17 protein-coding genes are annotated in these 14,622 nt (G+C 65.0%); 2 read left to right on the forward strand and 15 right to left on the reverse strand.

Annotated features, from left to right (window positions below):
- Nucleotides 1-46: 46 nt before the first annotated feature.
- The 3 genes from A5766_RS06730 to A5766_RS06740 form a co-directional block, all read right to left on the reverse strand.
- Complete coding sequence (locus tag A5766_RS06730; protein WP_197501373.1) at nt 47-292, reverse strand: helix-turn-helix domain-containing protein; 246 nt, start codon at nt 290-292, stop codon at nt 47-49.
- 344 nt (nt 293-636) lie between these two features.
- Nucleotides 637-1,611, reverse strand: coding sequence for a hypothetical protein (locus tag A5766_RS06735; RefSeq protein WP_064903970.1), 975 nt, complete (start codon nt 1,609-1,611; stop codon nt 637-639).
- Entirely contained in the window at nt 1,608-2,183 is a 576-nt protein-coding gene (locus tag A5766_RS06740) for a recombinase family protein (protein WP_064903972.1), read from the reverse strand. Before A5766_RS06740 ends, A5766_RS06735 begins: the two co-directional genes overlap by 4 nt.
- Nucleotides 2,184-2,361: 178 nt before the next feature.
- On the opposite strand from A5766_RS06740, the gene A5766_RS06745 reads away from it, so the two are divergent.
- Together A5766_RS06745 and A5766_RS06750 are read left to right on the forward strand one after the other, a co-directional pair.
- The gene (locus A5766_RS06745; protein ID WP_064903974.1) at nt 2,362-3,558 is read left to right on the forward strand and encodes a hypothetical protein; all 1,197 of its coding nucleotides are present in this window, start codon (nt 2,362-2,364) and stop codon (nt 3,556-3,558) included.
- A 34-nt stretch (nt 3,559-3,592) separates the two neighbouring features.
- Entirely contained in the window at nt 3,593-4,243 is a 651-nt protein-coding gene (locus A5766_RS06750) for a hypothetical protein (RefSeq protein ID WP_156527396.1), read from the forward strand.
- A gap of 90 nt (nt 4,244-4,333) precedes the next feature.
- Here A5766_RS06750 and A5766_RS06755 read toward each other — a convergent pair whose 3' ends face one another.
- From A5766_RS06755 to A5766_RS06810, 12 genes are all read right to left on the reverse strand, one after another.
- Nucleotides 4,334-5,296: a BsuBI/PstI family type II restriction endonuclease gene (locus A5766_RS06755; RefSeq protein WP_231894573.1), complete on the reverse strand. Its 963-nt coding sequence runs from the start codon at nt 5,294-5,296 to the stop codon at nt 4,334-4,336.
- Nucleotides 5,297-5,307: 11 nt separating this feature from the next.
- Entirely contained in the window at nt 5,308-6,753 is a 1,446-nt protein-coding gene (locus tag A5766_RS06760) for an Eco57I restriction-modification methylase domain-containing protein (protein WP_064903981.1), read from the reverse strand.
- Between the two features lie 229 nt (nt 6,754-6,982).
- Nucleotides 6,983-7,567, reverse strand: a complete 585-nt coding sequence (locus A5766_RS06765) for an antirestriction protein ArdA (RefSeq protein WP_064903984.1) — start codon at nt 7,565-7,567, stop codon at nt 6,983-6,985.
- Nucleotides 7,564-7,749 (reverse strand): hypothetical protein, encoded by a 186-nt coding sequence (locus tag A5766_RS06770; protein WP_064904026.1) that lies wholly within the window; start codon nt 7,747-7,749, stop codon nt 7,564-7,566. Before A5766_RS06770 ends, A5766_RS06765 begins: the two co-directional genes overlap by 4 nt.
- Nucleotides 7,746-8,120, reverse strand: a complete 375-nt coding sequence (locus A5766_RS06775) for a hypothetical protein (protein WP_064903986.1) — start codon at nt 8,118-8,120, stop codon at nt 7,746-7,748. The genes A5766_RS06770 and A5766_RS06775 overlap by 4 nt, the downstream gene beginning before the upstream one ends.
- Nucleotides 8,121-8,182: 62 nt before the next feature.
- The gene (locus A5766_RS06780) at nt 8,183-8,755 is read right to left on the reverse strand and encodes a hypothetical protein (protein ID WP_064903988.1); all 573 of its coding nucleotides are present in this window, start codon (nt 8,753-8,755) and stop codon (nt 8,183-8,185) included.
- A gap of 37 nt (nt 8,756-8,792) precedes the next feature.
- Complete coding sequence (locus tag A5766_RS06785; RefSeq protein WP_064903990.1) at nt 8,793-9,179, reverse strand: VRR-NUC domain-containing protein; 387 nt, start codon at nt 9,177-9,179, stop codon at nt 8,793-8,795.
- A gap of 1 nt (nt 9,180) precedes the next feature.
- On the reverse strand, nt 9,181-9,429 hold the full coding sequence (locus A5766_RS06790) for a glutaredoxin family protein (RefSeq protein ID WP_064903991.1): 249 nt from the start codon (nt 9,427-9,429) through the stop codon (nt 9,181-9,183).
- A gap of 825 nt (nt 9,430-10,254) precedes the next feature.
- Nucleotides 10,255-11,808: a recombinase family protein gene (locus A5766_RS06795; RefSeq protein WP_064903994.1), complete on the reverse strand. Its 1,554-nt coding sequence runs from the start codon at nt 11,806-11,808 to the stop codon at nt 10,255-10,257.
- On the reverse strand, nt 11,744-12,553 hold the full coding sequence (locus A5766_RS06800; RefSeq protein WP_082965469.1) for a ComEC/Rec2 family competence protein: 810 nt from the start codon (nt 12,551-12,553) through the stop codon (nt 11,744-11,746). Before A5766_RS06800 ends, A5766_RS06795 begins: the two co-directional genes overlap by 65 nt.
- A gap of 7 nt (nt 12,554-12,560) precedes the next feature.
- Nucleotides 12,561-13,658, reverse strand: coding sequence for a ComEA family DNA-binding protein (locus A5766_RS06805; RefSeq protein WP_082946525.1), 1,098 nt, complete (start codon nt 13,656-13,658; stop codon nt 12,561-12,563).
- 76 nt (nt 13,659-13,734) lie between these two features.
- Nucleotides 13,735-14,616, reverse strand: a complete 882-nt coding sequence (locus A5766_RS06810) for a DegV family protein (RefSeq protein ID WP_005205144.1) — start codon at nt 14,614-14,616, stop codon at nt 13,735-13,737.
- Nucleotides 14,617-14,622: the final 6 nt, after the last annotated feature.

Genomic DNA, 14,622 nt, shown 5'->3' on the forward strand with positions numbered 1-14,622 from the left:
AGTTGCGGTGGAAATAAGAATCCGGGCTCGACGCCCGGCGTGATGGCTACTGGTTCTTGCCCTGCGCGTCGGCGAAGACATCCGCCGGGGTGGTGCCGCAGGCCGCGGCCCAGTCCCAGATTCGAGCGCTGCCGAGCGACGCCCTGCCCGTCTCGACGCGGGCGATAGTCGGGCGACTGATGCCGGATCGGTCGGCGAGTTGCTGCTGGGTCAGGCCCGCCGCGTGGCGGGCCGCCGTCAGCGCGGCCGCGAGTGGGTCCGTGCGCGCTGGCCGATGCGGTGAACTCGTCATGTTTCCTCCTCTCGTCGTCATCGGCCGTGTATCAAATCCGATGCGCGAGAACATGATTACCGCGAGAGAGCGAGGAACGCTAGGAGCCAGAAATGGTCTAGGAGGGGCTGCGGGGACCGGAAAAAGGGCATAGATCGGCCCCTGTCATTAACGCGCGCCAACCCTATCAGACGGCACCAAAACCAAGGCCGGGATTCATCCGTTCGGATGACAGTCAAAGGTGCCGCGCGGTGGATGTCCCGGAAGAGGAACGACCCCGCACCAGGTGATCTGGTGCGGGGTGGCGTCGCTCAGTTCGTCGGGTCCTCGTCGTCCCCGGCCGCGGGGTCGGGCTGGTGCAGTGGTCACCGCGTCCGAGATATTCGATAGCCGCTGACACCATCGATCTGGAGCAAGAACCCGCCGCTGAGAAGCGGCAGCGCGGTGAGTGTGTTTGTGATCGTCGCGTCGAGCGCGGTCGCGACGCGACGTATGCCCGCGCCCGCCACCGAAGTGGTCCGCTCGGTGAGCCCGTCTCCGCTGCGATGCTTCCGGCCGTGTCCGCCGATACTTCGACCGACGTGGACTCCGTGTTCATCGTAGATGTCCGTCGCGGTACCGGACTGGCTGTCGACGCCGACTGTGTACTCGTGCTCCTTTCGCCACCTGTGGAAGTTCTCGGCCCGCAGGTCGAAGAGCGACTCCCACTCGCTGGAAGCGACCAGTTCGTCGAGGGCGTCCAGCGCACCTCCGTGCACGTCGGGGCCGAGCACGCCTCGGAGCCGCTGCACCTCCTTGGCGTTGAGTGACAACCACGCATCACGGTCTTCGGTGGCGAACGGTACGTAGCCGGGACCGAGTTCTTTGAATGCCCTCGTGGTTCCCATCCGGTCTCGGACCTCCGGTGAAGTCCGGCCCACGCGGGCGACAAAGTTGATCAGTCGGTGGCCGACGGACACCGCGGTGTCGATGGCGCTCTCGGCCAAGTAGCGCTGCGCGAGTGCCATGCCCGGGGGCTCGCTCCCGTCGGCGATCAGCCGCTGGTGCCAGACCGCCTCGGTGTACGCGGCGCTGCCGAGCATGATCGACTCGGCCATCGACCCGGCGAGCGCGCAGGTCTCGCGCCACTGGCTTACGCGCAGCTCGACGCGGGTGTTCGGCTCGAAGTCAGCGCGGCTGTACTTCCAGGCGCGCTCACAGACGCGGCGCACCTCGTCGATTCCAAGCTCCGCATCCTCGGGCCGACCGTCCACATCACCGGCATGCGCGCCGATGTGCCGGAGCCAGGTCCAAGCGGGGACGCCTTCAGCATCGTCGGCCTTCGCTGGCTCGTTCGTCATGCGGTTGCTCCCGCCCGCTCGACGGCCCGGTAGACGGTCGCCCGGCTGACGCCGAAATCCTCGGCCAGCTCACTAACAGTGTGATCGCCAGCGCGGAACAACTCGACCAGCCGACGCTCCTGGTTCACCGGCAGCTTGGGCTTCTTGCCCTTGAGCCGGCCCTTCGCCTTCGCCACCGCCATCCCCTCGCGGGTGCGGGCATGAATCAGGTCGGCCTCGAACTCGGCGACCATGGCCAGCGCGTTGAACAGCAGCCTGCCGGTGGGGTCGTCGGGGTCGTGCAGGCTCTCGCCGATGCGCAGCTTCACGCCCTTCGCGGTCAGGTCCTTCACGATGTCGCGGGCGTCGGGCACGCTGCGAGCGAGACGGTCGAGCTTGGTGACCACCAGTTCGTCACCGGGACGGCTCGCCGCGGCGAGTGCTTCGCGCAGTCCCGGCCGGTCGCGGTTGGTGCCGGTGTAGCCGGGGTCGGTGTAGAGGTGCGCCTCATCGACACCGAGTCGGGTGAGAGCGTCGATCTGGGCGGTGAGGTCCTGCTCATCGGTCGAGCAGCGCGCGTAGCCGATCTTCATGACCCCATTGTACGTTAGAGGTACCCTCATCGCGACTAGAAGCGAACGGGTCTTATGAGACAGCTCGACCTGGCGAGACACCTCCGTCCGGCATCGCCGCGCACTGTCACGGTCACCGACCGGCTTACGGACGGGCGGATTCGACCGCGGTGTCAGGGGTTGTTGCGATGATGAGGTTGTGAACAGGAAACAGATGCAGTTCTGCCTCATCGGCGCGGACTTGCTCGTCGGTCACATGCGCAATCTCGAACGCAGCCTCGATACGGCGCTACTGAACCGGGACATGAACGCGGTCGAGCAGACTCTGGACCCGCTGGTTCACATCGCGAGTGTCCTAGTCCGTCGGGTGGGGGTCGTATCGGGAGCGGACAGTGCAACCGCGTTCGAGGAGATCGTCATTCGTTGCGATCCACAGCTGTCCGATCAGTACTCGGAACTGCGGACCCTACTGTCAGTGGTGAATGTCGGTGGAGTGCCTGACCCGATCGTGTGCAATCACGGGCTTCTTGCCCTGGCTGCTCAGGAGGTCGGAACAGCCGCTGTGCACATGATCGCCGACGCCACTGGCGATCACCCCCTCAAAACCGTCAGTCAGTTGCGGAAGCTCATCCAGGATCAGGACCCGTCAGTTCAGTTCGCGGACAAGGCTGAAGCGGCTGCGACGGCGGCGGTCTATGCCGCCGATCCGGTGATGAGTGTTTGTCGCACGGAGACAGCCGAGGCGGTGTGGCGACTGACCGATATTGTCGGTAACGCGCTGTACGACGCCTCGGTGTCCTTGCATGGGGTCGGCGATGTGGACGCGGCCTACAGCTATAACGGTGCGAGCCGTGTCACGAAAGCGGCCACGTCACTGGCGGCCGGGGTGATCGCGTTGACACGCATCGGCAATCATTACCCCGCTTGGGCGTTGTTGCGCCAAGTCGTCGAGTGCGAGTATCTACTGTGGAAGTTCAACACTGTCCCCGAGAGCATCGTCGCCTGGATGCGCTCCGAGCGTGAGGAACGCGAGACGACCTGGAAACCGGCCCGACTCTACTCCGACGACACCAACGACTACCGTCGCAAGGACTACTCGCTTCACTGTGAGCAGGGCGGCCATCCGACACCTGTCGGGACACTCAACGCAGGTCATGTGCTCGACGCAGACATGAACACGGTCTTCGCCGCGAGTGGGTACACCCACCTGCTGATCCATCTCCGCTGTGTCTACGAATACGCCGTCGGGTGTGCAGACGCGCTCGACATCGTGCACGGTCGATCCGCAACCGTACCGGTAAACATCCGCGATGAGTACAGGCGAGTCAGCGACCACTACCTGAAGACAGACAAGTTCGGACCAGCGACTAGCCACTTCTCGGACCCCACGCCGTAAGCATTGCCGGGGTACATGATGCACAATCATGCGCGTGGAATTCTGGCACGGAGCGAAGACAAAGCTGCCGGTGGGCGCGACGTTGCTGTCACCACGCGCGCGTGGACTGGAGGCCGTAGTGAGACCCGGCCTGAAGGGCGTCTTCGACCCAACGAAGGTGTATGTGACCTCAGACCGCAACTACGCGCGGGCGTGGGTCGCGCGACGTGGCGGCACGCTGCTGCGCGTCCAGCCCATCGGTCATCTGCACCACGATCCCGACACGCCCGGCCACGGATTCGCCGTTGATCAGGCGAGAATACTTGAGGTTGTCGAATCGCCGGTGCAGATGTCAGTGACGGAGATACGCAAGACGTTCGCGCTCGTACAGCCTGAGCGCTACGACGCCAACGGCTACATGCTCCCCGGCGGCGGCTTCCTTTCCGACCTTGTGGAGATGGGCCTCACCAGGCAGCTATGCAGACAGTTCGAGCCATGGTCAAACCCGCACCGGATCGTGGTAAACCCTAGGACGGGCATATTTCACTATTTAAGCGATGATGCCGAACTCTTCCGCGCCGAGGATGCGCGGGTCATGCTGGCGGCGGGAACTGCGATGGACATCGTGGCGCAACGTCTGTATGGCGCTGAGTACGAGGCGGACCTGCGGAAGCGGGCGTCCGAAAACCCCATCGCGTGGCCCTGACGTTTGATCCGATTCCCTGAGCCGGGCTGCCCAGACTGCGGACGGGAATACCCCAACGAAGCCACCGTGGACATCGTCCGCCACGATCCGTCACCCATGCGGGCCCAGGAAGCGGTCTCCGTTGAAGTGGATCATGTGTGTCGGGTCCGAGGCGCACCAGACCTCGGTCTCCCAGGCAAGATCAGCGAGGAACTTACGCATTGTGGCACGGTCCGGGAAGCATGACACATACACGAGCCCTGCAGTCGATCCGGCGAAGAGTGTTTGGAGCTCGCCGTGCCGTTTCGCGTCCACCGGTCCGTGGGTCGAGGCTGCTTCCATGAGAAAGAGCCAGTCCGTCTCACGCTGATAGACAACAAGGTCTGGCATCTGCCCGTGCGTGTCGACGGTCACACCCAACGACGACAAGGCTTGTGCGTCGAAGTGCATTAGCTTCTCGTCCGCGTCACCGATGTAGAGCACCTCGCCGCCCGGCACGAACAGCGCGCAGAAGTCGTCGATCATCTGCTGGATGAGCACGTTCTGTCCCCCGCCGCTGAGGCTGAGGGTCTTGCCGCCTGGAAGCGTGACCGGAATACGCGTCATCTCACGGGCGGCTCTGTATTTGGCCAGGAGTCCGGGCGCCGTTTCAAGGTAGTTCGAGACCGCTTCGGAAAACTCGGTTGTCCCGTACTTGCGTATCGCGGAAAGCGCCTCGGGGTTGACTCTGTAGTTGTTGTGGCTGGAGTTGGGGGCTCGGCCGGGATCGTCGTCGTTATAGATCACGAAGCCTGCATCGCGGAACTGATGGAGCGTTTGACGACGTAACGTCTCCCGCGAGTTAGGCGCGTAGACCTTCCCGTTGTTGTGCGCGCGGAGAACGTCCTCGTACCGTTCGTTGATCCAGAGACGGATGCCGTCGACTGTAAGCATCGGATTCTCAGCTTCCGACCACTCCGAACTCGGCTCGATCCGCAGCAAAGTAAGGAAAATGAGTGCTGACCTGGTATTGGTGCGCACTGCGTCGAAACCGAACGCTTCCAAAATCTGCTTGGCGTGGTCGACCTTGAGCATGTCGGGTCGTGTCATACCGCCGCCGCCATGCCCGCGAGACGCGCCTCTACCGCCGCGTCGATCTGTACCTGATCGGTCACCTGTGCTTCACCCAGCTCGCGTAGTTGCATGAGCGACGGGAACCGCATCTGGCGTAGGTCAGTGGCATTCACCTGTGTGTGCCCGGAGAAGACGCGGAAGTAATTGTCGAGTTGCGTCGAGTTAAGAAAGACGACGAGGCCGCGTGCAGTTGCCACGTCCAGTCCATGGCCGTCCTTGTGGACGTAATTGAGTTTATTGTCGAACGCGACCGGTGAGGGTGAATCCCAGACTGCGGCAACGACGCGCCGACGCTCTTCCTTAGCCGAGAACCGCTTGATAAGAACGTAGGTACCGCCTGGTACGACCAGCTTCGCGGCCGTAATTGGATCGGCGTGGAACCATTCAGGCTTCTTTGTTCGGAGAGGATGCGTCGCGGTTCCACCCTGGAGGTGAGTTGGGTAGACCATCGGCGAAGCTCCCTCAACCCTCTCGTGATGGAGAAGCTCGCGTGAACGGAAGTCGACAACTCGTCCGGTCGACACCGTAAGTCCCAACTCGGCGAGGGTATACGCGACGTTCTCGGTCATCCATGAGACTGCCTCGGCGTCGCGGTCAGTTGCCGGGACGTGGATGAAGTCCGGAGTCACTATGTCCATGTAGGGCACAGAGCGCGAGGTCGGTTCACTCGTGTGGTCATGGGAAGTGTTGACCTGCACACGCTCTGAGGTCTGACCGATGGTTGCCGAGACGATGATTGATTCTTGAAGGACACCGGTGTCACCGAACACCTTCGACCGACTCTCGAACGTGTGGATAGCGTCGATACCTGCCGTACGGACGAACTCATGTCTAAATGCTGAATAGTACGTCCCGTTCATCCATGACCGAGGTGTGATGGCTACCTGCTGCCCGCCCTCGGTGAGCAGGCGCAACCCGAGCGCGAGAAATGCGGCGTAGATATTGGGAACCGTAATTCCAGCGGAGCGCAGCAGGTTCTGGGGAGCGCTTCCGGTGCGGAGCTTGGCGTACGGGGGATTCTGGATCACGAGGTCGTAGTTCGCAGGTGCGGCAAGCGCCCAGCTCAGGAAATCCTGCGGGACTAGTTCGACGGTGGCTCCTGTTTCCTCGGACACGTCAGCAAGCGTCTCCGAAAGCACCCGTTTCAGAGCGATGTCATCCTCGACTGCGGTGACATGCAGAGTCAGGTCGGGTCGTTCGGAATGCAGTCGCGAAGCGAGCGCTGCGGTGAGGACTCCGCTGCCCGCCCCGGGGTCTAGGATTCTGACATGTTCGCCGGTCGGAATCCGCGGCAGTTGAGCCATGATGCGCGCCGCTTGGAGCGGGGTGAAGTATTGGCCGCGGGCAGACTGCTCACCAGCATCCAATCCGGCGAGTGCGGCCGTTCGACGTGCCTCCGCGCGTTCGAGCAAGTTCATGGCCGTAACCCTACTGAGGACCACCGACACTCAAACGTCGGGACACGCAGCCACGACTGAATGTGCCCCCGTACCCAAGGGCGATGTTTGCTCGGCCCGATCACCGCGTCGACGAGGCGGTCGAGAGCCTCGTCGCGGCACCGACGGCACCCACGCCGGTCGTGGATAGTCGTCCGACCGCACGTCGGGCACCGCAGGATCGCCGGCTCGGCGGGATAGAGGTTCTCCATTACACGCTCCTGAACACGTAGACGCCGCCGTGGCCGGTGGGCATGACGGTGTGATCCATCGCGAGATCGCTGATCCACGAGTCCCAGCCGAAGTACCTGACAGCGACGTGATCGCCGTCGAGACCTGCGAACATGTCGATGTCCTCGGAAAGCTGAAAAGCATAGTTGCGGAACGAATCCCACTCCCCCACGTACGCCTCGATGAAGTCGCCGACGCACGGCAGGTTTGTGTCGCCTTGGGCGACGTAGGAACCGGATCGGACCCACGCGCAGAGGGCCGGCCACTGCTCGGAGCCGACCTCCTCGTAGACCTCACCCCATTCGGTTGCCTCCATGGGGCTCATCTCGCGGTCGACGGGGATGTTGTCGGTGTCGAGACCCCAGATTTCCTCACAGCCCGCGCGGGCGTAGTCGACGCGCGATCCCTCATGGACCTGCGCGAGCGTCACCTCGTCGGCCCCGACGGCAGAGAACCAGTGACCGACGAGCCTTCCGGCGTTGTAGCAGTTAAGGCAGCCCAACCAGATCGACGGTTCGTCGGCACTGGTACGGCGACCGGCGCCGGTGGTGGTCGCATCTGTCATGGCAACTCTCCGATCAGTGCTTCGACGCGCGCAGCGGCGTGGTCGATGTCGGTGGTGTGGTGGTCGATCGCGTCCTCCAGCGCCCAGATCGCTTGCACGACTGGGTGATCGCCGGTGAGGCGGTGACGTTCGCCGACGGCCCAGCCACGGGTCACGAGAGCCTCGGCGGCTGTGGTGGTCATTCCCATGGCAGGGCCCCGATCACGGCGTCAGCGGAGATCGTCTCGCCGGTGACGAGACGATGCTGCTCGACGGCGTACTCGATCTGCCCGACGTTGAGCAGGTGGTATCCGCAGCGGGTTCCGACACGACCGTCGGTGAGCAGGACGCGGGTGTCCGCGTCCACGTCGATGCCGATCACGGCCAGCGCGTCACGGGCTGTGGCCTGGGCCTGACCCGGCGTGTAGAGGAACCCGTCGTCGGCGGGGTCCAACGCGTTGGTCTCGTTGAACTGGTGCGCGGCGTCCTCGCGGCTCATGCCGCGGGCACCGGGGCCGAGACGCCCCGCGGCGATCAGCCGCTCGATCCACGGGTCGGCGATGGTCGTGGTCACGGAATCCTCCTCGATGTGTGTGTATCGAGAAGGTGTTTGTCGGCGGCTCTGCCGCCCGAATGTTAGTCCCGTCTAGGCAGGCGAGCCGACGCCGGGCGCGGGGGTGCGGGTTTGGTGTTCATCACCTGCCAGTCGATGTCGTCGAGGTCGACCCCACCCTCTGGCATCTGGGCCCGCAACCGCTCACCCAGGGCAGCCATGCGCTCGGCAGCCGTCCGCGGCGGCCTGGCGAACACGAACGGCGTCGTGCCTCTCGGGTGGCGGTCGCAACGCGGCGGGTTGGCCGGCTCGCACGCCGCGCCGCATGTGGTGCAGACACGATCGCTGGCCACGGTCGCACTGGCGATCAAGTCGCGGATTTGAGGCTGGACAGGTCCGACGATCTGGTAGCGGAGGCCGCAACCCTTCTGCCCAGCGGTGATGACGGTGTAATCGGGATTGACGGCGGCGATGTCGTGGTGGAGCTGGTTGATCAGCGGCACCCAGCCAGCGGGGATGTCCGTGAGCCCGACACGTGGGTTGCCGGACTCATCGACATATCGGATCGTCGGGTCGAGCAGCGTCTGGCAGGCGTCGGGGAGTTCGTCGGCCCAGCAACGACGATGCCGCAGCGCGGGGTGGGTGTGTTGATCCATCAGCTCGACTCCTCGATGTCGGAAGTTCCGACATTATCTACCGCATCGCGGCGATCACGTGCGCGCGTCGGCCCGGCAGCGGTGCGTCGTGCGGATCGCGTTCGGCGATCGGCACCGACGGGTAGGCGAAGTACTCGTCGAGCAGCGCGTCCACAGCGGCGCGACTGTCAGCGACGACGGCGTGCGCCCCGTGGTCGCGCATGGTGGTGATCATGCCGACCTGGCTGGGCCTCGGCTTCTCGCCGGGCCGCTTGACCTCGATGAACAGCGTCACCGCGGCGCCGGTGGTGTCGTGGCCTATCAGCAGCCGGTCCGGCACCCCGGCATGACCAGGGCTCACGTACTTGTGGCACAAGATGCCGAGTTCCCGGCACCGATCGACCAGGTACCGCTCGACAGTGCGCTCCAGGGGCCGGCCGGACATGTCAGGCGGCGAGGTCGCGGAGGGCCTTGCGACCATCGACACCGAACACCGGCCGGTCGTCGATCAGCGTGACCGGTGTCGCGGGGTGGTGGCCCGGCCGGTAGGCGTCGTAGAGGTCGCGCAGCAGTGCCTCGGCTTCCGGGTCCTCACGCACGTCTCGGACTGTGGCGGTCAGACCGGCCTGCTCGACGGTCTTCTCGACGAGTCGGCAGGCGGCGCAACCAGGCTGGGACAGGATTGTGATGGCCATACTTCATTCTAGATCGAATTACGTTGTCACACAACCGCTTTCGGTGATTCCTCACAACACACGCACACACTTTCCCTGTGCGTCAGCCCAACAACGGCTCGAGGTGTAGCCGCGTGGTGGTTCAGACAGGCGTTTCCTTCCGGCGGCTCCATTACGCCGACCGCAGCCATACGTCAAAGGTTCCTCACGAAGCAATCCCCGCACTTTTGCCTACCGAAAGTGCGGAAAAGTGCGGACGAAGTGCGGGGGAAATTCCGCCGCCCGCTCCGTGGACACTCCGAGGGTGCGGCGACCTCGTTGACGCCGCCAAAAGTGCGGGGAAAAGTGCGGGGGCGTTTCCGCTGGCCGTAGCCGGTTTCTGGATGTGGCCGTGAAACAAGTGCGGAAGAAGTGCGGACACCGTTTCCGCAGGCGGGAGGGGTGATTAGGCTCCGATCCCCGCACTTCCCGCACTTTTTCAGAACCTTTCGCGTGCGGGAGGAGAGGTGTGTATGGGCAGGTGCTCCAGGGCTGTGAACGGGGTGTTTCCGCCGTGGACAGCCCGCACCGACGCGTTTGCCCCAGCTGTGTACTAGTTCTGCTGAAAAAGTGCGGGAAGTGCGGGGCGTCCCATTGATGTGATGAAACACACATGTCTCATAGTGTCGGTGGACCTCACCTAACGGCAGATCACCGCCACACCCACTCGATCCTGTCGGCGTACGCCGTCGCCGACTGCTGTTACGTGCCCCGTCCGGCGGGGGCTGATGCGGGGCGCCACGACCGCTCGTATCGCGCGCTCGAGAACGTCGTCGAGGTAGCGCTGCACGCGGCTGCCGAGCCGAACTACAGCCACACCCACTCGACGCGCTCGCGGTTGGTCTTCTCCCGCTGGTAGTTCCCCGGGCCGATGGGCTTGATGCGCGGTGTGAGGACCGCTCGGATGATCCGGCGACGGCCGGGTAGGTCGAGCTCCGCCCACGCCTGCCGCACCGCTCCACCGCTCACCAGCTCGATCACCGCGGGGTCCGCGCGTGATAGGCGCTCCAACTTGGCCTGAGCGGCCGCGATCTTCGGTTGGATGCGGGCTTCCTGGTCGAGCACCAGGTCGAACCGCTGGAGCTCGGCCGCCTGCTCGCGAACCTCGTCGAGATACCGCTGGTGACCGGCGATCTCGTCGACGAGCGCCCGCCTCTCCGCATCCGTGCCGGTGTCCCTCGCACCGAGTGTCGCCAAGAAGTCGGGGCGCTCCAGCCGGGCCAGAACGACCTCGATCGTGAGTTCGTCGAGAGTCTCCTCCTTCATGGCCACGTGAAATCCCGTCTTGCCAGGCGTCCCACTGCAGACGTAGGTCGGGTAGCTCGGGTACGGCAGCTCCTTGCCGTCTGCGTCACGTGGTCTGGGCAACGGGTTTCCGTCCTTGTCCTTACGCCGTCCGCGGTTCTGCTTGCCCACGCGCACGCCGGAACCGCAGATGGCGCACACGGCGATCCCGGCGAGCAGGTGCTTGGCCGGCCAGTCGTTGGTGCGCTTGCGGTGGGCCGGGGAGATGATCGGCTGCAACTGCTGCCACGTGTCGAAGTCGATCAGCGCCGGCCACAGCGCGTCGGCGACGATCTCCCCCTGGTGGACTCGCTTGCCCGCGTACGCAGGGACTGTGAGCATCTGCTTGACCGCGACGGCGGTCCAGCCGAGGTGTCTGCGCTTCTCCTTGAACGACGGTCGGCGGGGCGGGATGTCCCGCTCGTTGAACGATTTCGCGATGGCGTAGAACGTCTCGCCCTCCATGGCGCGGCGTGCGGCTTCCTTGACGACGGGCGCCTGCTCGGGGTGCTCCTCGATGAGGTCGAGCACAGGGCCCCGTGGCCCGGCCTTGTACACGCGCTGATAGCCGTAGAGGTTCTTGCCGTGCGGTTTTCCCTCCGCGGCGGCTGCACGCACATCGCGCTGGATGCGCTCGGCGGTCTTGGCCGCCTCGTACTCGGCGTCAACGGCATCCTCCAGCATCGACCGGCGATCCCGCGCGTTACCGGGGTCGTAGAGGCGCGCGTGGGTGGTCACCCAGATGCGCACACCTCGTTTCGCACACAGGTCGACGAGATCGACCCATTCCCCCACACGACGACTGCCGCGAGAGGACTCCCACAGTGCCAGGATGTCCGCGCCGAAGGTGTCCTGGTCGAGGTCGTCGATGAGTCGGCTGAAGTCCTCGCGCTGGCGCTTGGCGTACCGGGAAGCGCTGCGGTCGGTGTCGCGGTAGGGGTCCTCCGGATGCGGTGACCAACCCTGCCCCTCGATTGCCCTGAGGTTCTCCTCGTGCTGCTGATCAGGACTTTTACCCCGGCCGGAGCTGTCCTTGGACACGCGCAGGTACTCGCGGACAACCAGCTTCTCTGCCATACCCCATTTTAACATTTGCACCCGAAACAGCGGTCAGGTGGCTGAGCCCGGCCGCGAGGAACTGATCACGGACATCTTGCGACAATGCGCTCTCGTCGCCGATGACCAACCCAGGCAACAATCCCGCCGATTCACCGGTCAGCGCCTGCGCCGAGTTCTGCTGCAGCGTTGTCCGCACGATGCCGGCTCCGCGCTGCAGCGGAGGAGGCCGCCCCAACATCGTCGGCGGTCCCGACGCCGCCAACCTCGCAACACTGAGATCACCCCCTCGAGGTGCGCGCATACTCACCAGGACACGCACGCGCTGACCCGGCAACAATCCGACCCATCCGGGCGCGCGAGCGACGACATCGGCGACGGCGGAGGGAACTCGACGCTCCCCGACGGCCAGCACCGTCACCCGAGTGGTCACCTGACCCCGTTGTGCGGGCCCGAAGTTCCGCGGGTCGTCGCGAATCGACATCGTGACCGTCGCCTTGCCCGACATGCCCGACATCGGATGCGCGTCGCGTGTCTCGAGCCGAAGCCATAGCGCGAGTGCACATGTCACCGCCATCCCCGCACCGATCACCACGATGCCGACCATTCGCCAGGCCACATTCCACCGCCGATACGCGAACAGAGCTGCAGCACAGATCATTCCGCCGATCACCAGCACAGCAGGCATCGACCACGACGGCCCGTGCAGCCCGAGCAGCGTGACCAACCACACCACGAGCGCGGGTGTGACAAGCCGTAGATCCACCGGGGTGTCAACCTGCGGTCACGAGGTCGCGAAGCTTGGCGAGCCGTGCGGGTCCGATTCCGTCAACTTCGCCGAGTTGGTCGACGGACGTGAACTTTCCGTGCTGCGATCGCCAGTCGATGATGGCCTTCGCCGTGACAGGGCCGACCCCCGGGAGAGCGTCGAGCTGCTCGGCGCTCGCAGTGTTCAGATCGACCTTTCCGCCCGTGCCGCTCGCCGACCCCGAACCCGTTGTGCCAGTGCCCGACTCGGGCGCATCACCGGCCGTCGGTGGCGACGATGGGCCCGGCCTCCCTACACCCGCGGCGACCACCGCGCTGCGCAGTGAGGCGTTGCCGTCCTTGCTCGCGTAGCCGACAAGCACCTGGTCGCCGTCTCCCAACACCTGAGCGAGATTCAATGACGTCGTGTCGGCTCCCTCGCGGGCACCGCCAGCGCTCGACAGCGCGTCGGCCACCCGCGACCGCGGCGCCAATCTCACCAACCCGGGCTTCCGCACCAGTCCGACGACGCTCACCACGATCTGGGCTGGTGCAGCTGAGGGCGCGGCGTCAGACGGCACTGCGGCAGAAGACGCTGCAGCGTGGGACGGAATCGACGTCGACGGACCCGCCGATGAGGGGAAGGCAACGGTCGGCACGACGTCGTCGTTGCGGAGCAGTCCGAATCCCGCTATCACACAGGCGATTACACCCACACTGATCAGCGCGATGGCACCGGCGGGCGCCACCGCGAATCGGCGCCGGGGACGATACCCATCGTCATCTGCATCCGGGTCGAGGTCGAAATCATCTAGACGATCGTCGTCGAATCCGTTGGCATGTAGTCTTTCTCGACTATCGAGAGAACGCCTACGTCCCACCTCGGGAGCCAGCCAACCCGGCGTCGTGTCGATCTCCCAGGAATCAGGCGACACATCGTCGTTTGCAGCCGACGAGTTCGCGTCGGGTTCGGGCACCCGGGTGGCTCCGACAGGCGTGGGGGCGGTCGCCGACAACCGGTCCAGCGGGGAGCGCCCGACCGCGGTGGACCCGGTGCGCTGTCCGCGCTCGACAACACCTCGCGCGGCGAATCCACGTGCCGTCCGGATTGGTTTGTCGCTCATAGCCTCTGACGCTACGGCGGGCACACCACGCCTTGGGGTCGGCGGCCACGCACCGACGCAGCGCTGTGGACGACGGTCAGGTTGTGGACAACCCCTCGGCCACCGACGGGCCCCTGGTGATGGGGTCGAGTTGGGTACCGATCACGACGCCGACCGCTCCGGGGCCGACGTGACAGCCGAGCACGGGACCGAGATCGACCGTGATGCTCGACGTCACGCTCCGCAGGCTCTCCCGCAGTCGGACGACGAGATCGGCTGCGGCAGCAGGAGCTTGGCAATGTTGCACGCCAAGGGTCACCGCGCGGCCGTCGGCGTAATCGACTGCTGCGTCTGCCATCTTGTCCAGCGCCTTGGAGAAGGTGCGCGTGCGTTCCCGAAGCGTCAGCGTGCCGTCGACGACGTGCAGGATCGGTTTGATCGACAACGCGGAACCGAGCATCTTGCTCGCGGCGCTGATTCGGCCACTGTTGCGAAGGTTGTCGAGGTTCTGCACACAGAGCAGTGATTCGACGGTCGCCGCCTGGCGGATGGCGGCTTCGTACGCACGGTCCCGGTCGGCACCGTCCCGGGCGGCCTGCGCCGCGGCGATGGCCACGAACCCGACTGCCAGTCCAACTGACCGCGAGTCGACGACCCGCACCTGCCCCGAGTAGTCCTCTGCGGCGAGGCGCCCTGCGCTCCACGTGCCGGACAGTTTTCGCGACATGTGGACCGCGACGACGCCGTCGCCCTTACTGCGCTCGATGGCTTCGCCATACGCCCGCACCAGATCGTGCGGAGTCGCCCCGGCGGTGGTGACTCCCGGCGTCGACACGATATCGGCGGGGACGTTGTCGTCGTCTTCGAGATAGTCGACGCCGTCGAGCGTCAGATGCAACGGAACCTGGATGATGTCGTAGCTGTCAGCAACGGCAGCGGGCAACCGCGCGGAGGAATCTGTGACGACGACAACAGGCACCCGTCT

This window comes from Gordonia sp. 852002-51296_SCH5728562-b (assembly GCF_001665475.1).
Taxonomy (GTDB): Bacteria; Actinomycetota; Actinomycetes; order Mycobacteriales; family Mycobacteriaceae; genus Gordonia; species Gordonia sputi.